This is a genomic window from Paenibacillus amylolyticus (assembly GCF_047302515.1).
Lineage (GTDB): Bacteria > Bacillota > Bacilli > Paenibacillales > Paenibacillaceae > Paenibacillus > Paenibacillus amylolyticus_G.
Window position 1 is genome coordinate 1,969,983 of sequence record NZ_CP168019.1, and the last position, 23,380, is coordinate 1,993,362.

Here is a 23,380-nt window from a genome sequence, read left to right on the forward strand (position 1 = left end):
AGGCTTCACTGACCGGCGATCAGACCACAGTCGATCCAAGAAGCTTTCTTACTGAGAAAGTTGGAACATCCATGATTCAGCAGGGAACTAAGACGTTTCGTAACATTAGCCTTGCACTGTTCGCCGGAGGTTTTGTCACTTTTGCTTTGCTCTACAGCCTCCAGCCCCTGATGCCTGAGATTAGCGACGCATTCTCCATTACGCCAGCACACGCCAGTCTTGCGTTATCGGTTACAACGATCGCCATGGCACTGACGATGCTGTTTATCGGGTCCTTATCTGATTCTGTAGGCCGACGCTTTATTATGACAGCAGCACTGGTGATATCTTCTGTTATTGCTTTGCTGAGCGTATTCAGCCCGGGATATACGGAGCTTCTTCTGCTTCGTATATCCCAGGGTGTGGCACTCGCGGGGTTGCCAGCGATAGCCATGACATATCTGTCAGAAGAAATTGAACCTAGAAGTCTTGGTTATGCCATGGGCCTATATATCAGCGGCAATTCGATAGGAGGCATGGCCGGCCGTTTCATCAGCGGTGTGGTAACAGATTGGTTCAGTTGGCGCGCTGCTGTGGGTTTCATTGGTATTCTTGGACTGTGTGCAGCCGTTATTTTTTGGTTTGTCATCCCGCCATCCCGTCATTTTGTCAAAGCTGCACCTGGATTCAAAAATCCAATACCTCTTTTGTGGTCACAATGTCGCAATCCAAGGCTGTTATGCCTGTATGGACTCGGTTTTCTCCTGATGGGGGGATTCGTGACCCTGTTCAACTATATCGGTTTTGAATTAACGGGTGAACCCTATCATCTTAGCCAGTCTATCGTTGGAAGTCTTTTTGTGGTATATCTGATGGGCACAGTCAGCAGTACCTGGATGGGCAGACTGGCAGATCGGTATGGCAGGTCACATGTGCTTGGAATCGCGCTGGGAATTATTCTGGCTGGTGCAGTCTGTACCGTTCATCCAGCGCTTTGGGTTAAAATTATCGGACTAGCCCTGTTTGCCTTTGGTTTCTTTGGCGGTCATTCCATCGCAAGCAGCTGGGTTGGACTCGTGGCTAATCAGCACAAATCCCAGGCCAATGCTTTGTATTTATTTTTCTACTATCTTGGTTCAAGCGTAAGTGGAACAGGAGGTGGACTGCTTTACAGTCATCTTGGATGGACGGGCATTGTGGGGATGATCGGTGTGTATGTTTTGATCGGTTTTGTCTTGTGTAATTTGCTTGTTCACAGGTTGAAGGGACAGGCTACATAAATCAACTTTTTCCGACAGCTATTGCATATCCTGAAATACCGAGTATAATACTTGGTAAATAGACGAAAAGGGGATGCAATAAACGATGAAAACACATGCTGAATTGAACTCACTTCTTGTTGACGATTATCTGGATCTCCTGAACATTGCGAAACAGCTAGGTGATGACGAATGGAAAGATGCTATTCTGCAAGCATTGAAGGAAGAAGTCTATGCGAATCATCATCTGGATTCCAAAGAGGTAAGACAGGATTTATGGATTCAATTTGAAGGCATTAATGAACAAATGCATGATCTGTTAATGCAATTGAAGCATGCCGACAGTCCTGAGGAGAAAGAGCAGATTATTGAAATGATCTGGGGATTGAAAGTAGACCGTCATGCGATCACACGTAAACTTGAAACCATGAGCCGTGCCAGCGCTGGACATCAATAAGCTCTAAGTTGATTATACATTGAAAACCCGCGTGTTTCCTGGGATTATCCCCTAGGTCGCACGCGGGTTTTGTTTATGTTTTGAGTGTTATTCAACTTTTTGAACTACCTCTCTTAGAACTGTTTTGCCAAAGTAGTTGCCTGCTCGATAGCTTGTTGCTTAATCTCATCCGCACGATCTTTATATTGATTATGCCCCTCAACAAAAATGCCATCAAGCTTCGGCACACCGAGGAATGACATGATAATGCTTAAGTAACGATGACCGGATTCCATCTGAGCCGCGGGACCTTCGGAATAAATGCCACCGCGAGCCTGAATATGCAGCGCTTTTTTGTCAGTCAGCAGTCCAACAGGACCTTGTTCGGTATAACGAAAAGTTTTGCCAGCTACGCAGATCGAGTCCGCATAAGCCTTCAGAATAGGAGGGAACGAGAAGTTCCACATTGGGGTTACAAAAACATATTTATCTGCTGAGGCAAATTGATCCGACAGTTCATTCAAACGGCTTACTTTGGTCTGCTCTTCGGAAGTCAGATCACTACCCGATTGCAGTTTGCCCCAACCACTGAAGACATCCGCATCGATATGCGGAATATCCGAGCGATACAGATCGAGGTGAACAACCTCATCAGAAGGGTGACTTTCACGATAAGCATCAATAAACGCTTTGCCTGTTGCCATGCTGAAGGAGGTTTCATGATCATGAGGATGGGCAGTAATATACAATAAGGTAGACATGTAGTTCTTCCTCTCTGTGCGATTAATGGGGTGAAGCGATCTTGGCAATGATGAAGCGACCGCAGTAGTATGCATCGTTTCCCCCGTTTTATACGTCAGAAAGGGATATGAATGGATCGATCATGATACTGAATTGGATGTTATATGGTGACCGGATACTCAATCCATGTATAATATACAGGACGAGTATTTATTTTCCAAAGACAATAGGATGAGTGAGATGAGCGCACATGGGAATGGACCTGGAGAAGCAACGATTAAGCATTGAAGCAGCGAAATTGTATTATCAGTCCGATTATAGCCAGCAGGATATTGCCGCAAGGTTGGGCGTGTCGCGTCCAACCGTATCAAGGTTACTTCAGTACGCCAAAGATCGTGGATATGTCCGGATTGAAATTATGGACCCGCTGGAGGATATCGACATCATTGCCGGAGAACTCAAGTCGAAATATGATCTGGATACGGCACTTGTGTGTTTTGCCCCTTTGAAGAGTGATGAGGAAATACAGAAGCATATTAGCAAACGAGCAGCAGACTACCTTCAAGAGACGGTTCAGGATGCAGATATTATCGGGGTGACTTGGGGAACAACCATGCATGCTGTAGCACGCCAACTTCGTCCCAAGCAGGTCAAAGGTGTCGAAGTCGTGCAATTGAAGGGGGGCGTAAGCCACTCCCATGTCAATACGTATGCCGCTGAGATTGTTCATTTGTTCGCTGAGGCATTCCATACGGTACCAAGGTATCTGCCGCTGCCTGTGATTTTCGACAACATTGAAGTAAAAAACATGGTGGAAGCGGATCGACATATCGGCAGAATCGTGGAACTTGGCAGACAGGCCAACATTGCTTTGTTTACCGTGGGTACTGTGAAAGAAGATGCATTATTGTTCAGGCTCGGTTACTTCAATGAAGAAGAGCAACAATTGTTGATGAACTCCGGTGCAGGTGACATTTGTTCACGCTTTTTCGACGCGGAAGGTCAGTTGATCAGTGAAGAGATTAACAGCAGGACCGTTGGAATTGATTTAGCCGAGTTGAGAAATAAGGAAAAATCAATTCTTGTTGCCGGGGGACAACGCAAAATTGAAGCCATTCACGCCGCGCTCAAAGGTCATTACGCAAATATTCTGGTCACGGATCAGTACACAGCGCAGGCATTACTTCGATTTTAATTTCAAATGGATATGGATGACAACATCTGCCACGCAAAAAGGGCGGATGTTTTGCTTTTTTAGGAAGAAAATATAACGAAGAAGAAATGTAAGTGTAACTGTGAACAAAAGTTCAAGTTGATTTTTACATATGTTCATGTTAGTGTAGGGGTATAGAAAATAACTAGTTCAGATAAGGGAGAGATTCAATTGACTACACCACAATTAGCTAAAATGATCGACCATACGTTGCTTCGTGCGGACGCAACGCAAAGTGAAATGGCCAAGTTAACCGAAGAAGCAAAGCAATATCAGTTTGCTTCCGTATGTGTTAACCCAGGCTGGGTTGCTTATGCTGCTGAGCAGTTGCAGGGTTCTGGCGTAGATATCTGCACCGTTATTGGTTTCCCTCTGGGAGCATCTACATCGGAGACAAAAGCTTTCGAAACGAAAGATGCGATTGCTAAAGGTGCAACTGAAGTCGATATGGTCATCAACATCAGTGCTTTGAAAGATGGCAAAGATGATTTCGTTGAACAAGATATTCGTGCTGTTGTTGAAGCGGCTGCGGGTAAAGCTTTGGTGAAAGTTATTATTGAAACTTGTCTGTTGACGGATGAAGAGAAAGTACGTGCTTGTCAGGCAGCTGTGCGAGCTGGAGCTGATTTTGTTAAAACTTCTACAGGTTTCTCCACAGGTGGAGCAACGCCAGAAGATATCGCTTTGATGCGTCGTACTGTAGGTCCTGATGTTGGCGTTAAAGCTTCCGGTGGCGTACGTAGCCTGGAAGATATGCAAAAAATGATCGAAGCGGGTGCAACTCGTATCGGTGCTAGTTCTGGCGTGAAGATTATGCAGGGCGAACAGTCTTCATCGTCTTACTAAGCAAAAGCATCTTATCAAGAAAAAGCTTAATAAATAAAAGTAATGTTATATTCTCTGTACTTGAGCATTCGACTCAGGTACAGGGAATACAACTTACACTTGTATTTTAAATAACGGAACTAATTGTAAGCGCTTCATAAGTTTTCTGAAAGATTACTGATAAGAATGCTTAAGAGCCCTTTGAGCTGAATTTTCACATCCGGCTTAACTACCTTCAAAGGAGAAATCAAATGAAATTTCTAATTGCCATTATCGGCTTACTCGTTGTTTTTGGACTGGCTTATATCGCAAGCAACGGCAAAAAGCAGATTCGTTACCGGCCGCTGGCTATCATGATTCTTTTGCAAGTTATATTAGCTTATGCTCTGTTGAATACAGGAGTGGGTACTTTTTTAATTGGCGGTTTCGCGACCGTATTTAAAAGTTTACTCGACTATGCGAATGAAGGTATCGCATTTGTATTTGGGGGTTTGACTACTGTAGGTGCCGAAAGCGGAGGGGCACCGTTCTTCCTCAGCGTATTGATGCCGATTGTTGTCATCTCCGCCCTTATCGGTATATTGCAGTATATCCGAATCTTGCCTTTTGTTATAAAATATATTGGTCTGGTATTAAGCAAAATCAACGGAATGGGCAGACTGGAATCATATAACGCGGTTGCTTCGGCTGTATTGGGGCAATCTGAAGTGTTCATTTCTGTGAAAAAACAAATTGGGTTGTTGCCAAAACATCGGCTATACACCTTGTGTGCTTCGGCGATGTCCACGGTATCGATGTCGATTGTTGGTGCTTATATGACCATGATCGAGCCGAAATATGTGGTTACAGCTCTTGTACTGAACCTGTTTGGCGGTTTTATCATTGCTTCGATTGTGAATCCTTATGAGGTTACAGAGGAAGAAGATATATTGGAAGTACAGGAAGAGGAGAAACAGTCCTTCTTCGAAATGCTCGGCGAATACATCCTGGATGGATTCAAAGTTGCTATCATCGTAGCTGCGATGTTAATCGGTTTTGTTGCCTTGATCGCACTTGTTAACGGAATTTTCAGCGCGGTGCTTGGCATTTCGTTCCAGGAGCTACTTGGTTATGTGTTTGCACCATTTGCCTTCATCATGGGTGTTCCATGGAAAGAAGCGATTCAGGCAGGAAGTATTATGGCAACCAAAATGGTATCCAACGAATTCGTAGCTATGCTTAATTTGAAGGAGACTGCAATGTCTGCCAGAACAACGGGGATCGTATCCGTCTTCCTCGTGTCGTTCGCCAACTTCTCCTCCATCGGTATCATTGCTGGTGCGGTGAAGGGACTCCATGAGAAGCAAGGTAATGTGGTCGCCCGCTTCGGTCTGAAACTGCTTTACGGTGCTTCGCTTGTCAGCGTGCTGTCAGCGATCATTACTGGACTGTTCTTGTAAACCGGATTATTGGAAGGAGTGCTTAGGTTATGTCAACATTCAAAAGAGTACATCTGATCGTTATGGATTCTGTAGGGATCGGCGAAGCGCCGGATGCAGCAGAATTTGATGATTTTGATGTAGATACCTTTGGTCACATTGCACGTGAACGCGGAGGTCTGAAAATGCCTCACATGGCCAGTCTCGGACTGTCCAACATCAAAGAAATCGAGGGTGTCCCTGTAGCGGATGCACCTAAAGCGTATTACACCAAGATGCAGGAAGCATCCAGAGGCAAAGACACAATGACAGGTCACTGGGAGCTGATGGGGCTTTACATTGATACACCTTTCCGTGTGTTCGAGAATGGTTTTCCCGATGAGTTGATTCAGCGCATTGAAGAGAAAACGGGCCGCAAGGTGATTGGTAACAAACCGGCCAGCGGCACGGAAATTCTGGATGAGCTGGGTGCAGAGCATGTTGAAACTGGCGCGCTCATCGTTTATACATCCGCCGATTCGGTTCTGCAAATTGCAGCACATGAGGACGTTGTTCCACTGAAAGAACTGTATGAGATCTGTGAGTTCTGCCGTGAAATTACACTTGAAGATCCGTACATGCTCGGCCGTATTATTGCACGTCCATTTGTAGGTGAAGCGGGTAACTGGAAACGTACTGCGAATCGTCATGATTATGCGCTCAAACCTTTTGGTCGTACTGTTATGAATGAACTGCAAGATGGCGGATTTGATGTGATTGCTTTGGGTAAAATCGCAGATATCTATGATGGCGAAGGTGTAACCAAGGCTGTTCGTACCGTCTCTAACATGGATGGCATGGACAAGTTGTCTGAAACGATGGATGAAGAGTTCACGGGACTCAGCTTCCTGAACCTGGTTGATTTTGATGCTCTGTACGGTCACCGTCGTGATCCGCAAGGTTATGCTCAGGCACTTGAAGACTATGATGCACGGCTGCCAGAGATTTTTGCCAAAATGACCAATGATGATCTGCTGCTGATCACAGCTGACCATGGTAACGATCCAACATACCGTGGTACAGACCATACACGTGAATATGTACCACTCCTTGCTTACTCTCCGCGCTTCAGCGAGGGCAAAAAGCTTGATCTGCGCAGCACATTTGCTGACCTTGGCGCAACCGTAGCCGAGAACTTTGGAGTGAAAATGCCGGAATACGGCACCAGCTTCCTGAAGGATTTGAAATAAGTTTTTCAAAACTGGATAGGGGAGGTCGGAGTAGCTTGGCTGCTCCGGTCCTGCCATCATAATAGACTAATTTGTATAACTGGAGGAGATTCATTCATGAGTACACATATTGGAGCAAAACCCGGGGATATCGCAGAAACGATCCTTTTGCCAGGAGACCCTTTGCGCGCGAAATATATTGCAGATACGTACCTCGAAGATGTTGTATGTTACAACGAAGTTCGTGGAATGCTCGGTTACACAGGTACATATCAAGGACACCGGATTTCGGTGCAAGGTTCAGGGATGGGTATTCCGTCCTTTGCAATCTATGCTAACGAATTGATCAGCGAATATGGCGTGAAAAACCTGATTCGTGTGGGTACTTGTGGCGGTATGCAGGAGCATGTACGTGTACGTGACGTCATCCTTGCACAAGCAGCATGTACAGATTCCAGCATGAACAAACACGTATTTGGTGGATATGACTTCTCACCAATCGCTACCTTCTCCCTGCTGAAAGAAGCATATGACCGTGCAACAGCTAAAGGTATGAAGATTCACGTCGGTAACGTATTCAGCTCCGATTCTTTCTATCGTGATGACCGTTCCGTAACCGAGAAGTTGATGAAACACGGCGTACTCGGCGTAGAGATGGAAACAACAGCATTGTACACCATCGCTGCCAAGTTTGGTGTTAACGCACTGACCATCCTGACGGTAAGTGACCACTTGCTCACAGGCGAAGAAACATCTGCCGAAGAGCGTCAAAAAACGTTCAATGACATGATGGTAGTTGCCCTAGACACAGCAATCACACTGTAATTGTTATTAAATAATCATTTGATTTTAATCGAAACTTTTGTTTTAAGCACGGAGTGAAGGACCCGGAATCGATTCTGAAGAAGCGTTAGCGTTCGCCTTTGTCTCCGAGTTTTCCCCATTGCAAAATGGATCAAGAAAACTTGGAGACAACAGCGATCAAAGGAACGATCCGGAGCCGTAACGGTTTAACAACAAAGTGTTCAATACAATCAACACACACAAGGAGAGATCATCATGAGAATGGTAGACATTATTGCTAAGAAACGCGACGGAAAAGAACTGACAACAGCTGAGATTGATTTTGTTGTTCAAGGATACACACAAGGAGAAATCCCGGATTATCAAGTCAGCGCTTGGGCGATGGCGGTATTCTTCAAAGATATGACAGACAAGGAGCGCGCCGATCTGACAATGTCGATGGTGAATTCGGGTGAAACGATCGACCTGTCCGCTATCGAAGGCATCAAAGTAGACAAGCACTCCACAGGAGGAGTGGGCGATACAACGACACTGGTACTCGCTCCGCTCGTTGCTGCGCTGGATGTTCCTGTTGCCAAAATGTCCGGACGTGGACTTGGTCACACGGGTGGTACAACAGACAAGCTGGAATCCGTTGCTGGTTTCCACGTAGAGCTTGAAAAAGAAGAGTTCATTCGTCTCGTAAACGAACATAAGGTTGCAGTTATCGGACAAAGTGGTAACCTAACGCCTGCAGACAAAAAGCTCTATGCACTGCGTGACGTAACAGCTACCGTTAACTCCATTCCACTGATCGCCAGCTCCATCATGAGTAAGAAAATTGCAGCAGGTGCAGATGCAATCGTGTTGGATGTTAAAACGGGTGCTGGTGCATTTATGAAAACAACGGAAGATGCTAAAGAATTGGCACATGCCATGGTAAGCATCGGTAACAATGTTGGCCGTAAAACGATGGCTGTTATCTCCGATATGTCCCAACCACTGGGCCTGGCGATTGGTAACGCGCTTGAAGTAAAAGAAGCCATCCTTACCCTGCAAGGTAAAGGTCCAAAAGATCTGGAAGAACTGTGTCTGGCGCTTGGACGTCAGATGGTATTCCTTGCTGGCAAAGCAGATTCCTTGGAGCACGCTGAGGAGAAATTGAAAGAAGTGATCCAGAACGGTAAAGCACTGGAGAAATTCAAAGATTTCTTGGCAAACCAAGGCGGAGACGCTTCGGTTGTGGATCATCCAGATCGTTTGCCACAAGCCCAATATCTGGTTGAAGTCCCAGCAGACAAAGACGGCTATGTTGCCGGAATCGTCGCTGACGAAATCGGAACTGCAGCAATGCTGCTCGGCGCAGGCCGTGCAACAAAAGAGTCCGAGATCGATCTCGCTGTTGGTCTGATGCTGAACAAAAAAGTGGGTGACCCAGTCAAAGCGGGTGAGTCCCTCGTAACGATCCATGCCAATCGTGAAGACGTAACAGACGTCATCGCGAAGATCAAAGAAAACATTACAATTGCGGATCATGCCGATGCGCCTGTATTGGTTCATGATATCGTAACGGAATAATACAATCAGAGCAGACGAGATGTAATCTCATGTCTGACTGAACATGAAAGCCCCGAAGCTATGTAATCCATCGCTTTGGGGCTTTTTGTCTACTACTACCAACTACTGGCTCTTTATTTTCTCATACGCCATCACCGAATCTGCGTTGGTATAAATATAAGGCGTGGTTGGCTCGGATACAGGTGTCACCTTTGTGGCGCGAATCTCAATCGTATCCTTACCGTTCACCTGTGCAGACCCGATGCTGCCATCGATTTGCACCCAGCTGTCTGTAGGGAAGCTATCCGCTTCTGGGATGTGAATCATCACGCCAAAGGGAGCTGCATCCGCGGGGCAACACATGACGAGAAATCGTCCCAGCGCAAAATGTGATTCCTGATCCATGCTTTTGTCCCGATAAACGAATCCGGTTAAGGAGATATCTTTGCCTGCAAATTGTCGCTGGAACATATCAATCGTGCCGAGAGTTTCAGAGAAGATCTCGGGATAGACTCGGATAATCTGTTCTGCATACAACTTCTCCGCCAGTTCAGCGAATTCACGGCTATACTCGTCTGGGGGAATGAATTGTACTTTGGTGGCCGATACAGACTGAACAGCCGTTGGTTGTTGTGTAAGATCTTGTACATTCAATTGCGTTGCCGGATCAGGCAAAGGCTCTTTCCGACGAATCTCGGGAGGGGCATAGGTGAGAGACATCCCTTTCTGACTGGCCATAGAGCTGCCGAGAGTCCGATCAGGTAACAGAAACCCCAGCAACAAGGGTATGGCAATCAGACCATATACCATTGAGCTGCGTAGGAATCCGGAAGGTGGTGGATGCTCACAGTCGCAATGAACCTCGTTTCTACCTAACAATCCATGCCATGCCATGATAACGGCAATAAACAATAAGGGAACAGGACAGCATAATAGCAGTTTTTGCATGGTAGGAGCCAAATAATAATGAAGCGAGTCACTTGAATTCAAGTGAATAATGTATACCGCAAGACCTCCTATCCAGGCCGCACGAATCAAGTTATGCCATTGGATGAGGTGTGACCTTGAAACAGGAGGTTTGGTCATTGTATAGATAGTGTGGTTCATAACATCACCTCATTTCTATTAATCGTCAGGATGAAAGTTCATGGGATTAACCATTTAGGCCATGAAGTATGTTGCTCAACCTTTATACCAGTAGGTTAATCAACCACGAGCCGGCAAAAACGAGCGTAATAATCGCTAGACTTAGACCAATAACAAATCGGGTACGGAAGGTCGAGAGCAGCATCAGGGTGCTTTTGAAATCCAGCATTGGACCAAGCACAAGGAAGGATACCAGCGGCCCCAGTGCAAACGTATGTGAGAACGCAGAAGCCACAAAAGCATCAGAAGTGGAGCAGAGAGACAGTACATAAGCAAAGCCCATCATGAACACGTAAGAGGCAACAGGACCATTACCAAGTGAGATCAGATCGCTGCGACTAATGAATGTTTGGATGCAGGCTGTAATCAAGGCACCGATCACCAGATATTTGCTCATATCGACAAATTCATCTCCGGCATGAATGAAGAAGCTGCGCCAGTTTTTTACATGGTTATGATCATGTGCATTTGCGTGCGAGTGAGGTTGCGCCATTTTAAAACCAGGATGTGTCTTGACCTCTGTCGCTGCAACTTTTGGCATCCGAAGAGGATTTCGACGAACAAACACATACACAAGCATGCCTATGGAAGCTGCTACAGCAAAGGCTAGTCCCATACGGGCAATGGTAATCTCAGGATGGGAGGGAAAAGCGAGCAAGGTTGCGGTAAATACGATGGGATTCACTACGGGACCACTCAGGATGAATGTCACTGCAATATAGGCTGGCATGCCTTTGTGCATCAACCTTCTCACGACCGGGATCATGCCACATTCACAGATGGGAAAAATAATACCGAGCAGTCCTGCGACCAGCACACCGCCGATCGGATTCTTGGGCGTTAGCCTGCGGACCATTTCTTCGGATACGAACCACTGCATGAGCGAGGATAATAGTACACCCATGAGCAGAAAAGGTGCGGCTTCAAGGAAAATACCTATGAATACGGTTTTCATATTTTGCAAAGCTTCACTTTTCCATGCTTCCTTCAAGTCTGGAGCCATTGTGATCAACACGGGAACAAGAAATGCACAAGGGATCAGGAAGGACAGGAGCTTCAGATTGGCTGCCATTTTCATGAAACAGACCTCCACAACTAGGACTTTGCTAAAATATATGCTTGTACGTGCGGCAACATACATCATTCCTATGTTCTAATCAACATTTTTACGATTAATCAAGATTTTTCATCGATATGTAAAACTGGCGTGAACTGAAGATCCTTTTCCTGCATGGAGTTGACAAAAGAAAGAGCATCAGCTAATATCATTAAATAGTAATAATTACGATTAAATAAGAGGAGGCAACAACTATGAGAGTCATTGTAACCTTAGCCTGCACGGAGTGCGGGGACCGCAACTATACAACAACCAAGAACAAACGTAACCATCCAGAGCGTCTGGAGATGAAGAAGTACTCCCCACGATTGAAGAAAATGACGATCCACCGGGAAACACGATAAAATTTTTTGTTATTTTTAAATCGTAATATTTACGAAAAGAGGGAAAGGCATGATACTATCCTCCATGCATGATGTTGTATTTGGATATGGCAAAGAGCCGGTCATTGATCAACTGTCGCTGGATATCCATGTGGGAGAGTTCATAGGCATCACAGGTCCCAATGGTTCTGCCAAAACAACCCTGTTAAAGCTGCTGCTGGGGCTATTGAAGCCCTGGAGCGGCACGATACATATGAGTCCGCAGTTGAAACGTGGGAACAAGTCCAATATCGGTTATGTGCCCCAGCAGGTGGCATCGTTTAATAGTGGATTTCCCAGTACGGTGAACGAACTGGTCCGGTCCGGGTGTTACACCAGGCTGGGATTATTCCGCAGAATCACAGCAACGCAGGATGCCATCGTTGAACGCAGTCTGCGGGAAGTTGGTATGTGGGATTATCGGAATACACGAGTCGGTGAGCTGTCCGGTGGACAGAAGCAACGGATCTGTATTGCAAGAGCTATGGCCGGGCAACCGCAGGTTCTGGTACTGGATGAGCCAACCACGGGAATGGACCGCCACAGCCGTGAAGGATTTTACAATCTGATGCGCCACTATGCTGATGTTCATGGGTTAACGATTATTATGGTTACTCATGGACTGGAAGAGATGGGAGATCGATTGGATCGAACGATTACTCTGGAGCGGCAAGAAAGTGAGGAATGGCAGTGTTTGAGTACGAATTCATGCAACGTGCCTTCTGGGCAGGTGGACTGATTGGAGTCATAGCTCCAATTCTCGGGGTCTATCTGATGCTCAGGCGGCAGGTACTAATGGCAGACACGTTATCCCATGTCTCACTCGCAGGGGTTGCGCTCGGTTCAGTCATGAATCTTAACCCGGTGATCTGCGGATTCGCCGTTGCAATTATCGGTGCCTTACTGGTTGAACAACTGCGGCGAAGTTACCGAACCTACAGCGAGGTACCTGTGGCGATCATCATGACTTCGGGGCTGGCTCTTGCTGTGGTATTGATGAGTCTCAAAACCAATCTGTCCAAGACCTTCAGCTCATACTTATTTGGATCTATTGTCGCGGTTAGCGATATGCAGTTGTGGATGATGGCGGGAGTATGTGTCATTGGTTTACTTTTTTTCATCTTACTCCGAAGAGCGCTCTATAGCTTTACGTTTGATGAAGAGACTGCTTCCATTGGAGGCGTTCAGGTAAGAGGGTTATCGTTTGCATTTGCCATTCTGACAGGAATGACTGTAGCTTCAGCCATGCCGATCGTCGGTGTGTTGCTGGTGTCTGCTCTAATTGTATTACCTGCTGCCTTGGCACTGAGAGTGTCTCGCAGTTTTACAGCAGCGATTATTGTCGCGGTAATCACGGGGTTAATCGGTATTTTTAGCGGGCTCACAACATCTTACCATCTAAATACACCACCGGGAGGAACAATTGCTCTCATCCTGTTGGTCATCCTATTGACTGGAATATCAGCGCAAAAGCTGATTGCACGATACAACCGCAAGCGTCACCGTAAAGAGAGAAATCAACAAGAACAACGAGAAACGTTAGTTATTCATTCCAGGAGGAATACATCACATGAAATTCAGTAAAAAAACAGCGCTGGGACTGTTATTCAGTCTGACCCTTATCGTCGCAGGTTGCGGACAGAAATCCGCTTCCGATACCAGCGCAGCTCCGACGGGAGCTCCCGTTCCAGCCGAGACGGAAACCGCAAAATTAAACGTGCAGGTTAGTTTCTATCCCATGTACGAATTCACTAAAAATGTAGCAGGCGACCTAGCGGATGTACATACGCTCGTTCCAGCGGGTATGGAGCCTCATGATTGGGAGCCAACACCACAGGACATTGCCAGCATTGAGAAAGCGGATGTGCTTGTATACAACGGTGCGGGTATGGAATCATGGATTGATCAGGTCACCGGAAGTCTAAGCAACGCTTCGCTCATTCAGGTGGAAGCAAGCAAGGGCATCAACCTGCTTGAAGGTGGAGAGCATGATCATGGACATGAAGATTCCGATGGAACGGATACGCATGACCATGCCGATGAATCCGCTGGGGAAGCACATGATCACGATCATGCGGATGAAGGGACTGCTGAAGAACACGACCATGATCATGACGCCGAGGCAGAAGCAGGACATGATCACGATCACGGTGGACTCGATCCCCACGTATGGCTATCGCCTGCACTGGCTGTAACGGAAGTGCGCAATATTGAAGCGGGATTGGCACAGGCTGCTCCAGAACACGCTGCACAGTTCAAGCAAAATGCAGATGCTTACATTGCTCAACTGGAGTCACTGGATCAGGACTTCAAGGCGGCTGTGACAGATAGCAAACGCAAGGATTTCATCACACAACACGCTGCATTTGGCTACCTTGCCAAGGAATATGGATTGCAACAGGTGCCTATCGCAGGATTGTCTCCTGATCAAGAACCTTCAGCAGCGCAGATGGCATCCGTTATTGATTTTGCGAAAGAGCATCAGGTGAAGACGATTTTCTTCGAAACACTGGTTTCATCCAAAGTGTCTGAGACGATTGCAAGTGAAGTGGGAGCCAAAACGGCTGTATTGAATCCGATTGAGGGACTCACCGAGGAAGAGATTGCTGCGGGAATGGACTACATTAGCGTGATGAGACAGAATCTGGAGGCACTGAAACTGGCGCTGAACGAATAATAAAAGATCAGTTTGATGCCTTTAACCTAAAAAGGTACAATAATACAACATGCTGAGGAATGGATTGCCATTCCTTTGCCTTTTTGCGAAGCAGAGAGCACAGTGATGTGCTCTCTCTTTGTTTAATAAGGTGACCGGATCAAGGAGAACAGGAGGACGCATTGCATGAATTTAAATGAGGAACATGAATTGCTGTTAAGTGAACAGCCTGCCCATCTGTGGAGACGGCGGAAGCTGGAGCTGATGCACTGGACGGAACGTGACAAACATACAGTATCCGCGAAGAAAACGGAGATTTGGAACGGTGTTGAAGTTGATGCCGAGCTTGTGAACGCATTGTCCATACTTCAGAATGCGGGCGTGAAGACTGAATTTTCATGTGCAGGGGTAAGTCCGCTTGATGAACCTGTCGATCATTCCCTCTATGCGTATGTTACCCTTGTGCAAAGTGAAGTTGCGGATCAATTCGTGAACTACGCGCTCCGTCGGATGCGGAATCGACTGCTCGTTACGCTAGAGGCCGAAAAGGGCCGCTATGATCTATCTTCTTTTTTCATTGGACACAATCGAAGCTTCTGCTGGTGGATGGAGCACTGTGCCTTACAGTTCGGAAGTCGAAACGAATCGAGTGAAAAAAGCGTAGTATAAAGGATAGGCTTGTTTATTTGAAGGTAAAGGAGGTATACACGATTGAATAAGTGGGTCAAAACGATACTTTTTCTACTAGGCTCCGTCTTTCTTACACGATTCATCCCATTTTCGTCCTTGTTTCGTAACCTGGATACGATGATTCACGAATTCGGTCATGCACTAATGACACTGGTATTGTCCGGTAAAGTGCTGCGCATTGAATTATACGCAGATCATAGTGGTGTAACTTACTCTTCCATGCTGACGCCAGGCAGATCGATCCTGGTTTCTCTGGCGGGATATATCAGTGCATCTCTGTTCGCCTTACTGTTGTTTTACTTATACCGCAAAGGCTTGCACATGTGGGGACTTGGTATTATGACGGCTGTCGCTCTGGTGTCGCTCCTGTTATATGTAAGAGGGGAGTTCGGCATGTTATGGCTGACCGGGTTCATCGTACTGAACGTTGTCATTATGATTTTTGGTGCCAAGATCGTGAAGTTCTATTATCTGTTACTGGCGTTTCTTACGCTGGAAGAGTCGGTCGTTAGTGCCGTATACGTTGGACTGATGTCCTGGACTCAACCTTCACGGGCAGGGGATGCGGCGAATCTCGCTCAGCAGACATTCCTTCCGGCGCTATTCTGGGGAACACTGTTTGCTTTGTTTGCACTATGGTGTGCCAAGGGAGCACTCAGTCTCTTTTTCCGCAAAGAAGGTACTTCGCGATCGTCACGGTCTCGGGGATTACGAAGAGCGTAACGGATATAAAGTTATATAAAAGCAAAGAAGGCACTTCCTTTCTTCATAAAAGGATAGTGCCTTTTGTTTTTGGACTTACATCTGATATTAAAGTCTGATATTAAAGAAATTGAACCTAATCTCCAAGATTATCCCATAACACATAAAAGTAATAAATCTCTTCCATAATCGCCTTATCATCCTGTGCTGCAACGCCGCCCTTGATCCGAGCAAGCGTGCCCAGAATATCATATATCGTTTCACGTTCCACACTGAACTGAATGCGGTTAACGACTTTATCCCAGGCCTTCATTGCGTAATCAACTTGAGACTTGGCTTCAGTCCATTTTTTGCTCTCAACCTGTTTCTCTAACGTTTGTATAGATTCAAGCAAGCGATCATCGGTGCCAAAGGGCTTTTTGAGAAAGGATCCGCTAGCCATAATTGCAACGAACACAAGAATGAGGAAGATCGGAAGTACATATAGCAGCCAGAAACGCGTTTTCATTCAACCGCCTCCTTGATGTGAAGAGTTTAGAAAGGCCCCTCATAATCGCCCATATCGATTTTTTCGGTGATTTTATCTTCGAACAGATCAACATACAATTTGTCATTGGGCAATATGGCGGCAAAAGCAATATCCTGTATCGTAATCTTTTGTTTTTTTAGCTGCTCGCTGAGCCAGTTGATATCTTTATTTCTTTCCTCCAAATTTTGCTTAATCAGCAGGCCATCAATGATAATCTCGGTCATCAGCTTGCTCTTGGGCGGGTGCATATGCATGTCTTTCGCAGTTACAGGCTGATTCTCAGGTTTCAACACAACCGAGAGGCTGCCATCCGGCTCCAGAATCGCATAATCCAGCGTCGTAATATCAAATACATCCTTTTGCCGCAGCATCATGGTCAATTCATCAAATTTGACTCGCATTTTACTCAAGTTCTGTTCAAGAATCTTACCGTTCTGGATGATCAATGTGGGATCAGAGTCCATCAGTTTGGAGATGGTGCGATTTTTCAGCGTAATATACTGAAAGATGATCGTAATGATTGTGAAAATGGTCAAGGCCACAAAATGAATCCACGCCTTGGACGAGAGATCGGTTGCAAACGTACCCGCAATGGAACCGATTGTGATACCGTTAATGTAATCAAAATACGTCAAGTTACCCATCTGCTGCTTTCCTAGTACCCTTGTATAGATGATCAGGGTCAGAAAGGCAATAATAGACCGTACAGCAACAACCCATGTTTCTTCCATCATGTATGTATCACCTTCCTTTATTTCACCGTAGCTGTATTAAGAGGTTGTTTAAAAAGTTTGCTTTTGAACACGTATTATAACAAGCTTTTCCTATGCTGGAGGATCTTATGCTTGAACGCAAAAAACCGAAACCTGGGTAAGTATCCCAGGCTTCGGTTTCAATAAATACCTATATTAGTTGAACTGATTCATTTACACGTTAATCGTTAAACTCCAGAGTACGCCATAAATCCGCCATCTACCGGAATGACTGTGCCAGTGACAAAGCCGGACTGTCTTTCATCCGCAAGCCACATCAATGTGCCAAGCAGGTCTTCCGGTTTGCCAAAGCGGCGCATGGGTGTATGAGCAATAATTTTACTGGAACGTTCCGTTGGTGAGCCGTCTGGTTGCAGTAATAGATTACGGTTTTGCTCAGTCAGGAAGAACCCGGGTGCAATAGCATTGACACGAATTCCTGATTCGGCCAGATGAACGGCGAGCCACTGCGTGAAGTTGTTAATGGCTGCCTTCGCAGCGCTGTACGCAGGAACTTTCGTCATGGGCGATGGGGCGCTCATGGAAGAAATGTTTATGACAGTAGCGGGAACATCGCGCTCTATCATATGTTTTGCAAAGATTTGAGTAGGGATGAGAGAACCGACAAAATTCAAATCCATCACCTGACGAAATCCTTCTACACTCACATCGAAAAATGTAGTGACATCGCTCTTTTCCAGATCTTCCAATCTGAAAATTTCATTTGTGGTGTTGGCACTAGCGTTATTGCCACCGGCGCCATTGATCAGAATATCACATGGTCCGAGCTGTTCCAGCACCGCATCTGCCGCTGCTTGCACACTATCGGCCTGGGTTACGTCACAGGCAATAGCAATCGCTTTGCCACCGGCAGCTTCTATCGCAGATACAACTTCCTGCCCCTTGGACACGGTGCGGTTCAGGATGGCTACACTTGCACCGTGCCGAGCCAGTTCTTCCGCCATGGAGCGGCATAATACTCCAGCACCTCCGGTGATTACAGCCGTTCTGCCTTCGAGACGAGATGAGCGTTCATATTGACGTTCACTCATGCTTTTGCCCTCCTTTGCAGGGAATCCCAGACGCCCCAGAGATACATGATGCCCAAAGCCCGGTCATAGAGTCCATACCCAGGTCGGCACTGTTCTCCCCAGAGATGACGACCGTGGTCGGGTCTTGCATAACCTTCATAACCGATATCGTGATAAGCCTCAACAACCCCTGCAATATCAACACTGCCATCCTGACTGCGATGTGAGGTTTCGATAAAGTCGCCGTTTTCGTAGATTTTGACATTACGAATGTGGGCAAATGGAATCCGATCCTTGAACTCGTGTATCATCCCGATGATGTCATTATCAGCATTCGCTCCCAAAGAGCCACTGCATAGTGTCACGCTATTGTAAGGGCTATCATAAAGGTTCAGATATTTCCGGACATTCTCCTGACTTGTAATAATCTTTGGTAATCCAAAGATTGGCCATGGCGGGTCATCCGGATGGATAGCCATTCGAATCCCCAGCCGTTCGGCTGTAGGCATAATCTCTTGTAGGAAATAACGTGCGTGCTCCCACATATGATCCTCGGTTACATCCTTGTAGGCTTCGAACAGACCTGTTAAATATTGCAATCGCTCCGGTTCCCAACCTGGCATGGTGAGTGCGGAGTTTTCCGTAATGCGTCGAACAAGTTCTAGAGGTTCTATATCTGCGAGTTTACTGTGCTCGTAGAAGAGGGCAGTTGAGCCATCCTCCATTTCCTTGTGCATATCCGTGCGAAGCCAGTCGAAGATTGGCATAAAGTTGTAACAGATGACCTTCACACCCACCTGAGCCAGTTTCTCCATTGTTTTAATATAGTTCGCAATGTATTTATCCCTTGATGGCAGGCCCAACTTGATATCCTCATGGATGTTCACACTCTCAACGACATCCAGATGTAACCCGGCCTTGTCAGCTGCTGTTTTGACAGCGAGTATTTTGTCCATCGGCCATTCCTCGCCAGCAGGAACATCGTGCAGTGCCCACACAATACCTTCAACACCCGGAATCTGCCGGATATGATCCAGCGTTACCGTATCATTGCCTTCGCCGAACCAGCGAAAAACCATTCTCATCACGTTCACCTCATCATGAATAGTAGGAAGAAAAATTCAGTCATTGAAAATAGGACGGATATGTATCCTGCAGGACAGCCAAATCGGTGACAGTTAAATGCAAGTGTTCCTGCATCAGTCGCTCTGCTGTGTCGGCATCATGCTGCTGAATGGCCTTGACCATAGACCGGTGCTGTTCAATCAGGTGATCCCACTGGTGGTCCGAGGACAGGCGTAACATGCGACTTCGATTCAAATGTACATTCATCTGCTGGATAACAGTCCAGGTGTTGCTTTTGTTGCAGCCTGCAAAAAGAGTGCTATGGAATTCCTCATCCAATTGAAACATTCGTTCATCATCCGGTTTGACCCTGCATTCCTGTTGCCACGCAAGGTTCTGTTCAAGAGTTACCATCTGTTCGTTCGGAAAGTTCTCGCAGGCGAGCCTGATTACGGCTCGTTCGAGCTGTTCACGCATGAACCGAGCTTCCTCAACGAGGTCGACCTGAATCAGAGAGACGTATGTGCCACGCTGTGGGTACACTTCCAGCAGACCTTCCTGAGCAAGCCTTACAAAACTTTCTCGAACAGGTGTCCGGCTTACCTGGAACTCCAGCGAAATTTCCTTCTCAGAAATAGCTGTTCCCGGAGGCATTTTCAAACTCAAAATGAGTTGTTTCAGCGTGAAGTAAACGACATCTCGCGTTGAGTAAGATTGCTTATTATTCATGGAAGACATATTGCTCGCAACAGGCAACAAACCGGCTTTGGATGATAACTTTAGGGTATATTCCACAACTTCAACTCCTTCAATGCCATACTACCATACTTGTATGGTAGTATGGAAGCGCTTTATCAGCATTATATTAAATTTAGTTGATGGTCCACTTGCAGTTCAAGTGAATAAAGAGTACAATTCAGTCATTAGGTTCGAATGTTTAAACCAACAGACATCAAACTGAGAAATATACGTAGAAATAATGAAGAAGAAATAGCATAGAGGTGAAACCATGGGACAAAAAGCAATTAGCGTTTTTCAAACCTGTATTCCGTTATTTCAGGTGTTAAGTGACAACCATCGTCAATCCATTTTGCTGACACTTACCGAGAAGGGCAGAATGACGGTGAATGAAATTACCGAACAATCCAGCCTATCCCGGCCAGCCATATCTCATCATCTCAAGCTGTTGTTAGAGAAGGGACTTATATCTGTGGAACAGAAGGGCACACAGCGTTATTATTCGGCTTCATTGAATGCATCGGTGGAACTGTTGAAGGAACTGGTAGCTGCTCTGGAAGAAGAGTGTCTGTAGATTAATAGTGATAAAACATGCTTTTGCATGTGTCTTATAGGTTCGTAAGTTTAAACGCTTGATCAATAATGAATAGAGGAGTATGTATATATGACAATGACTATACAGGAAGTAACCAGTCAGGAAGTTGAACAGATTTTGGAGCAGCAACGACAGTTCTTTCGTTCCGGGGCTACAAGATCGGCAGAAGCTCGAATTGCCCGTCTGACCCAACTGAAGCAGGCCATCCAAAAGTACGAATCCAGACTGACAGTAGCTCTCTATCAGGATTTGGGCAAAAGTGAGTTCGAATCCTACACAACCGAGATCGGATTTATGATGGACAGCATCACACACACCATTCGTAAAGTGAATAAATGGGTGAAACCCGTTAAAGTGAAAACGCAAATGGCACTCCTTGGTTCGAAAAGTTATATCATACCCGAACCCTACGGGGCGGTTCTGATTATCGGACCGTTTAATTATCCTTTTCAACTCTTAATCGAACCATTGGTAGGTGCTATTGCAGCAGGTAACACAGCCGTGCTCAAAGCGTCAGAGAATACACCTGCGGTGTCGGCTGTTGTACGTGAGATGATTGCGAGCGTGTTCGAACCGGCATACGTACAGGTACTTGACGGTGCTAAAGACACAACGACAGCGCTGATTAACGCGCCATTCGACTATATCTTTTTTACAGGCAGTGTACCGGTAGGCAAGATTGTGATGGAGGCAGCTGCCAAAAATCTCGTTCCCGTTACGTTAGAACTGGGAGGCAAAAGTCCGGTCATCGTTGATGAACAGGCAGATATCAAAGTAGCAGCTGAGCGCATTATATGGGGCAAACTGCTTAATACTGGACAGACCTGTATCGCACCCGATTATTTACTTGTGCATGAGCACGTGAAGGAACCGTTAATTACGGAGATGAAAGCAGCGATCGTATCCTTCTTTGGTTCGGATATTCAGCACAACAAGGACTATGGGCGAATCGTGAACAAGGGACATTTTAAACGTCTGACGACTTTGATTGAGCGGGATCAGGCCAAAGTAATATATGGGGGAGCTTCGGATGAGGAAGATCGCTTCATTGAACCTACGCTGATTGATGCGGAGTCCTGGGATGCAGCGACGATGGAAGATGAGATTTTTGGACCGATTCTGCCGATCATTAGTTATCGTAACCTGGATGAAGCCATTGTAGAAATCGTAAAGCGGCCGAAACCGCTCGCCTTATATCTGTTTACTTCCGACACCCGGGTTCAAGACAAAGTGCTGCGCGAAGTTTCTTTTGGAGGCGGCTGCATTAACGATACCATCACGCATGTAGCGAATCCACGTCTGCCGTTTGGCGGTGTTGGTCATTCTGGCGTTGGCTCGTATCATGGGCAGTACAGCTTCGAAACCTTCTCTCATCTCAAAAGTGTACTGAAAAAAAAAACCAAATTGAATCTGCCGATTCTGTATCCACCTTATGATAACAAACTGAAGTTGATTAAGCGTTTGTTGAAATAACACTTCATATTAAATACAGAGAACATCTTGAATCGAATTATGAAAAAGTTGAATCAAGCCCGACAGCCTGCTACTGGACCTATTCCAGAGCAGGCTGTTCCTGTCGGTAACGGGAGGGTGACATGCCGGACCAGCGCTTGAATTGACGACTGAAATGGGCGATATCCTTATAACCAAGCATGACGGCAATATTTTGAACGGACAGCTTCGGATTGCCCAGAAGAAGCTTCGCTTCATGCAAAACCAACTGGGATAATACAGCACGAGGAGACTGACCGAACACCTCCTTGAACACGCGATTACAGTGAGAAGAACTGATGCCCAGCTCTGCTGCAATATCATCAATGCCATAGTGACCGTTGGACTCGTGTCCCTGTTTGAATTGCTGACTCATCAGGCCTTGCAACCGATTACGAATCTGGTGGGCGAGTTCGATCTTCTCGTGTCCATCGGTAAACCAGTGCGCTGCCTCTTTCGAGACCGCCTCCCACAGATGGCCAAATAGTTCAAATACCGCAGATTGAAGCTGCATACGCTGTACCATCGTATTTACTGTTTCATCATCCGCAGATGACATTAATTTGCGTAAAACCGGCTCAATCTGCTGTGTAACCGGACTATCCGCACTGAATCGCACTTGTTTGATGCGCGCCAGCAACGATAGGAACAACTGATCATCAATGTCAAAATGCATGCAAAAATAAGTGAATCCCTTACCGTTATGGCTCTGACTTGAATGAATGCTTCCTGGAGGAATCAGGAGCAGTTCGCCAGCTTTTTGAATATATAAGGTACCGTTCACCATCATGCGTTGCTCGCCTTCCGTGACATAATTCAATTCATATTGAGGGTGCTCATGCGCCGGATAATCCCAGTCCATACCCACACTTCGTAAATGAATGGCGAACAGATTGACCGTTGTTTGCACATCTGGATAAAAAACTTCATGGACACTTTCTCCCAAAGTAGGAGGCAAATACGTTGAAGACATGGAAGATCCCCCTTCATAGAGGTTGTTCAAAAAATGTGATTTTGATTACGCACTTATATCAAATGGAATGGTTTTGTGTAACCGCTTTAATCCATTATAGTCTATCAGCTTGAT

At 46.0% G+C, this 23,380-nt stretch carries 25 protein-coding genes; 16 read left to right on the forward strand and 9 right to left on the reverse strand.

What is annotated here, in order from left to right:
• Window positions 1–71 precede the first annotated feature (71 nt).
• Together ACDJ59_RS08700 and ACDJ59_RS08705 are read left to right on the forward strand one after the other, a co-directional pair.
• The gene (locus ACDJ59_RS08700) at window positions 72–1,259 is read left to right on the forward strand and encodes an MFS transporter (protein WP_413408411.1); all 1,188 of its coding nucleotides are present in this window, start codon (window positions 72–74) and stop codon (window positions 1,257–1,259) included.
• Window positions 1,260–1,344: 85 nt separating this feature from the next.
• Complete coding sequence (locus ACDJ59_RS08705) at window positions 1,345–1,695, forward strand: hypothetical protein (protein ID WP_413408412.1); 351 nt, start codon at window positions 1,345–1,347, stop codon at window positions 1,693–1,695.
• A 113-nt stretch (window positions 1,696–1,808) separates the two neighbouring features.
• Here ACDJ59_RS08705 and ACDJ59_RS08710 read toward each other — a convergent pair whose 3' ends face one another.
• On the reverse strand, window positions 1,809–2,435 hold the full coding sequence (locus ACDJ59_RS08710) for an FMN-dependent NADH-azoreductase (RefSeq protein WP_413408413.1): 627 nt from the start codon (window positions 2,433–2,435) through the stop codon (window positions 1,809–1,811).
• 236 nt (window positions 2,436–2,671) lie between these two features.
• Between ACDJ59_RS08710 and ACDJ59_RS08715 the strand changes: the two genes are divergently transcribed.
• From ACDJ59_RS08715 to ACDJ59_RS08740, 6 genes are all read left to right on the forward strand, one after another.
• Window positions 2,672–3,610 (forward strand): sugar-binding transcriptional regulator, encoded by a 939-nt coding sequence (locus ACDJ59_RS08715; protein WP_062836066.1) that lies wholly within the window; start codon window positions 2,672–2,674, stop codon window positions 3,608–3,610.
• A gap of 213 nt (window positions 3,611–3,823) precedes the next feature.
• The gene (gene deoC / locus ACDJ59_RS08720) at window positions 3,824–4,474 is read left to right on the forward strand and encodes a deoxyribose-phosphate aldolase (RefSeq protein WP_076250397.1); all 651 of its coding nucleotides are present in this window, start codon (window positions 3,824–3,826) and stop codon (window positions 4,472–4,474) included.
• Between the two features lie 230 nt (window positions 4,475–4,704).
• Complete coding sequence (locus tag ACDJ59_RS08725; RefSeq protein ID WP_413408415.1) at window positions 4,705–5,892, forward strand: NupC/NupG family nucleoside CNT transporter; 1,188 nt, start codon at window positions 4,705–4,707, stop codon at window positions 5,890–5,892.
• Window positions 5,893–5,921: 29 nt separating this feature from the next.
• A complete protein-coding gene (gene deoB, locus ACDJ59_RS08730; RefSeq protein ID WP_017688192.1) occupies window positions 5,922–7,100 on the forward strand; it encodes a phosphopentomutase in 1,179 nt (392 codons plus the stop codon).
• Window positions 7,101–7,196: 96 nt separating this feature from the next.
• Window positions 7,197–7,904 carry a purine-nucleoside phosphorylase gene (gene deoD, locus ACDJ59_RS08735; protein WP_017688193.1) on the forward strand — a complete coding sequence of 236 codons (708 nt, stop codon included), beginning with the start codon at window positions 7,197–7,199 and terminating at the stop codon, window positions 7,902–7,904.
• Window positions 7,905–8,138: 234 nt separating this feature from the next.
• Entirely contained in the window at window positions 8,139–9,440 is a 1,302-nt protein-coding gene (locus ACDJ59_RS08740) for a pyrimidine-nucleoside phosphorylase (protein WP_150366780.1), read from the forward strand.
• Window positions 9,441–9,542: 102 nt separating this feature from the next.
• Here the strand turns inward: ACDJ59_RS08740 and ACDJ59_RS08745 are convergent, their stop codons facing one another.
• Both ACDJ59_RS08745 and ACDJ59_RS08750 read right to left on the reverse strand, forming a co-directional pair.
• Window positions 9,543–10,526 carry a TIGR03943 family putative permease subunit gene (locus ACDJ59_RS08745; RefSeq protein WP_413408417.1) on the reverse strand — a complete coding sequence of 328 codons (984 nt, stop codon included), beginning with the start codon at window positions 10,524–10,526 and terminating at the stop codon, window positions 9,543–9,545.
• Window positions 10,527–10,608: 82 nt separating this feature from the next.
• A complete protein-coding gene (locus ACDJ59_RS08750; protein WP_413408419.1) occupies window positions 10,609–11,643 on the reverse strand; it encodes a permease in 1,035 nt (344 codons plus the stop codon).
• A gap of 233 nt (window positions 11,644–11,876) precedes the next feature.
• Between ACDJ59_RS08750 and rpmG the strand changes: the two genes are divergently transcribed.
• From rpmG to ACDJ59_RS08780, 6 genes are all read left to right on the forward strand, one after another.
• A complete protein-coding gene (gene rpmG / locus ACDJ59_RS08755; RefSeq protein ID WP_036613813.1) occupies window positions 11,877–12,026 on the forward strand; it encodes a 50S ribosomal protein L33 in 150 nt (49 codons plus the stop codon).
• Between the two features lie 49 nt (window positions 12,027–12,075).
• A complete protein-coding gene (locus ACDJ59_RS08760) occupies window positions 12,076–12,783 on the forward strand; it encodes a metal ABC transporter ATP-binding protein (protein WP_413408420.1) in 708 nt (235 codons plus the stop codon).
• On the forward strand, window positions 12,729–13,628 hold the full coding sequence (locus ACDJ59_RS08765) for a metal ABC transporter permease (RefSeq protein WP_413408421.1): 900 nt from the start codon (window positions 12,729–12,731) through the stop codon (window positions 13,626–13,628). The genes ACDJ59_RS08760 and ACDJ59_RS08765 overlap by 55 nt, the downstream gene beginning before the upstream one ends.
• The gene (locus ACDJ59_RS08770; protein WP_413408422.1) at window positions 13,615–14,721 is read left to right on the forward strand and encodes a metal ABC transporter substrate-binding protein; all 1,107 of its coding nucleotides are present in this window, start codon (window positions 13,615–13,617) and stop codon (window positions 14,719–14,721) included. The genes ACDJ59_RS08765 and ACDJ59_RS08770 overlap by 14 nt, the downstream gene beginning before the upstream one ends.
• Window positions 14,722–14,886: 165 nt before the next feature.
• A complete protein-coding gene (locus ACDJ59_RS08775; protein ID WP_307411762.1) occupies window positions 14,887–15,369 on the forward strand; it encodes a hypothetical protein in 483 nt (160 codons plus the stop codon).
• Between the two features lie 42 nt (window positions 15,370–15,411).
• On the forward strand, window positions 15,412–16,113 hold the full coding sequence (locus ACDJ59_RS08780) for a M50 family metallopeptidase (RefSeq protein WP_076250422.1): 702 nt from the start codon (window positions 15,412–15,414) through the stop codon (window positions 16,111–16,113).
• 115 nt (window positions 16,114–16,228) lie between these two features.
• On the opposite strand, the gene ACDJ59_RS08785 is transcribed toward ACDJ59_RS08780, so the two are convergent.
• From ACDJ59_RS08785 to ACDJ59_RS08805, 5 genes are all read right to left on the reverse strand, one after another.
• Window positions 16,229–16,600 (reverse strand): DUF4363 family protein, encoded by a 372-nt coding sequence (locus ACDJ59_RS08785; protein WP_307411765.1) that lies wholly within the window; start codon window positions 16,598–16,600, stop codon window positions 16,229–16,231.
• A 26-nt stretch (window positions 16,601–16,626) separates the two neighbouring features.
• The gene (locus ACDJ59_RS08790; protein ID WP_105599036.1) at window positions 16,627–17,355 is read right to left on the reverse strand and encodes a DUF421 domain-containing protein; all 729 of its coding nucleotides are present in this window, start codon (window positions 17,353–17,355) and stop codon (window positions 16,627–16,629) included.
• A gap of 206 nt (window positions 17,356–17,561) precedes the next feature.
• Window positions 17,562–18,425, reverse strand: coding sequence for an SDR family oxidoreductase (locus ACDJ59_RS08795; protein WP_127549160.1), 864 nt, complete (start codon window positions 18,423–18,425; stop codon window positions 17,562–17,564).
• Complete coding sequence (gene uxuA, locus ACDJ59_RS08800) at window positions 18,422–19,489, reverse strand: mannonate dehydratase (RefSeq protein WP_017688206.1); 1,068 nt, start codon at window positions 19,487–19,489, stop codon at window positions 18,422–18,424. The genes ACDJ59_RS08795 and uxuA overlap by 4 nt, the downstream gene beginning before the upstream one ends.
• Window positions 19,490–19,529: 40 nt before the next feature.
• Complete coding sequence (locus ACDJ59_RS08805) at window positions 19,530–20,207, reverse strand: GntR family transcriptional regulator (protein ID WP_413409748.1); 678 nt, start codon at window positions 20,205–20,207, stop codon at window positions 19,530–19,532.
• A gap of 271 nt (window positions 20,208–20,478) precedes the next feature.
• Between ACDJ59_RS08805 and ACDJ59_RS08810 the strand changes: the two genes are divergently transcribed.
• Window positions 20,479–20,781, forward strand: a complete 303-nt coding sequence (locus ACDJ59_RS08810; RefSeq protein ID WP_017688208.1) for an ArsR/SmtB family transcription factor — start codon at window positions 20,479–20,481, stop codon at window positions 20,779–20,781.
• Window positions 20,782–20,871: 90 nt separating this feature from the next.
• Window positions 20,872–22,275 carry an aldehyde dehydrogenase gene (locus tag ACDJ59_RS08815; RefSeq protein WP_413408425.1) on the forward strand — a complete coding sequence of 468 codons (1,404 nt, stop codon included), beginning with the start codon at window positions 20,872–20,874 and terminating at the stop codon, window positions 22,273–22,275.
• 79 nt (window positions 22,276–22,354) lie between these two features.
• On the opposite strand, the gene ACDJ59_RS08820 is transcribed toward ACDJ59_RS08815, so the two are convergent.
• Window positions 22,355–23,266: an AraC family transcriptional regulator gene (locus tag ACDJ59_RS08820; protein WP_413408427.1), complete on the reverse strand. Its 912-nt coding sequence runs from the start codon at window positions 23,264–23,266 to the stop codon at window positions 22,355–22,357.
• Window positions 23,267–23,380 lie beyond the last annotated feature (114 nt).

Bases quoted from the DNA above. Each gene is read 5' to 3' on its own strand.
- ACDJ59_RS08700 (WP_413408411.1), top strand. From the start codon at position 72: ATGATTCAGCAGGGAACTAAGACGTTTCGTAACATTAGCCTTGCACTG.
- ACDJ59_RS08705 (WP_413408412.1), top strand. From the start codon at position 1,345: ATGAAAACACATGCTGAATTGAACTCACTTCTTGTTGACGATTATCTG.
- ACDJ59_RS08710 (WP_413408413.1), bottom strand. From the start codon at position 2,435: ATGTCTACCTTATTGTATATTACTGCCCATCCTCATGATCATGAAACC.
- ACDJ59_RS08715 (WP_062836066.1), top strand. From the start codon at position 2,672: ATGGACCTGGAGAAGCAACGATTAAGCATTGAAGCAGCGAAATTGTAT.
- deoC (WP_076250397.1), top strand. From the start codon at position 3,824: ATGATCGACCATACGTTGCTTCGTGCGGACGCAACGCAAAGTGAAATG.
- ACDJ59_RS08725 (WP_413408415.1), top strand. From the start codon at position 4,705: ATGAAATTTCTAATTGCCATTATCGGCTTACTCGTTGTTTTTGGACTG.
- deoB (WP_017688192.1), top strand. From the start codon at position 5,922: ATGTCAACATTCAAAAGAGTACATCTGATCGTTATGGATTCTGTAGGG.
- deoD (WP_017688193.1), top strand. From the start codon at position 7,197: ATGAGTACACATATTGGAGCAAAACCCGGGGATATCGCAGAAACGATC.
- ACDJ59_RS08740 (WP_150366780.1), top strand. From the start codon at position 8,139: ATGAGAATGGTAGACATTATTGCTAAGAAACGCGACGGAAAAGAACTG.
- ACDJ59_RS08745 (WP_413408417.1), bottom strand. From the start codon at position 10,526: ATGAACCACACTATCTATACAATGACCAAACCTCCTGTTTCAAGGTCA.
- ACDJ59_RS08750 (WP_413408419.1), bottom strand. From the start codon at position 11,643: ATGAAAATGGCAGCCAATCTGAAGCTCCTGTCCTTCCTGATCCCTTGT.
- rpmG (WP_036613813.1), top strand. From the start codon at position 11,877: ATGAGAGTCATTGTAACCTTAGCCTGCACGGAGTGCGGGGACCGCAAC.
- ACDJ59_RS08760 (WP_413408420.1), top strand. From the start codon at position 12,076: ATGATACTATCCTCCATGCATGATGTTGTATTTGGATATGGCAAAGAG.
- ACDJ59_RS08765 (WP_413408421.1), top strand. From the start codon at position 12,729: ATGGCAGTGTTTGAGTACGAATTCATGCAACGTGCCTTCTGGGCAGGT.
- ACDJ59_RS08770 (WP_413408422.1), top strand. From the start codon at position 13,615: ATGAAATTCAGTAAAAAAACAGCGCTGGGACTGTTATTCAGTCTGACC.
- ACDJ59_RS08775 (WP_307411762.1), top strand. From the start codon at position 14,887: ATGAATTTAAATGAGGAACATGAATTGCTGTTAAGTGAACAGCCTGCC.
- ACDJ59_RS08785 (WP_307411765.1), bottom strand. From the start codon at position 16,600: ATGAAAACGCGTTTCTGGCTGCTATATGTACTTCCGATCTTCCTCATT.
- ACDJ59_RS08790 (WP_105599036.1), bottom strand. From the start codon at position 17,355: ATGATGGAAGAAACATGGGTTGTTGCTGTACGGTCTATTATTGCCTTT.
- ACDJ59_RS08795 (WP_127549160.1), bottom strand. From the start codon at position 18,425: ATGAGTGAACGTCAATATGAACGCTCATCTCGTCTCGAAGGCAGAACG.
- uxuA (WP_017688206.1), bottom strand. From the start codon at position 19,489: ATGAGAATGGTTTTTCGCTGGTTCGGCGAAGGCAATGATACGGTAACG.
- ACDJ59_RS08805 (WP_413409748.1), bottom strand. From the start codon at position 20,207: ATGTCTTCCATGAATAATAAGCAATCTTACTCAACGCGAGATGTCGTT.
- ACDJ59_RS08810 (WP_017688208.1), top strand. From the start codon at position 20,479: ATGGGACAAAAAGCAATTAGCGTTTTTCAAACCTGTATTCCGTTATTT.
- ACDJ59_RS08815 (WP_413408425.1), top strand. From the start codon at position 20,872: ATGACAATGACTATACAGGAAGTAACCAGTCAGGAAGTTGAACAGATT.
- ACDJ59_RS08820 (WP_413408427.1), bottom strand. From the start codon at position 23,266: ATGTCTTCAACGTATTTGCCTCCTACTTTGGGAGAAAGTGTCCATGAA.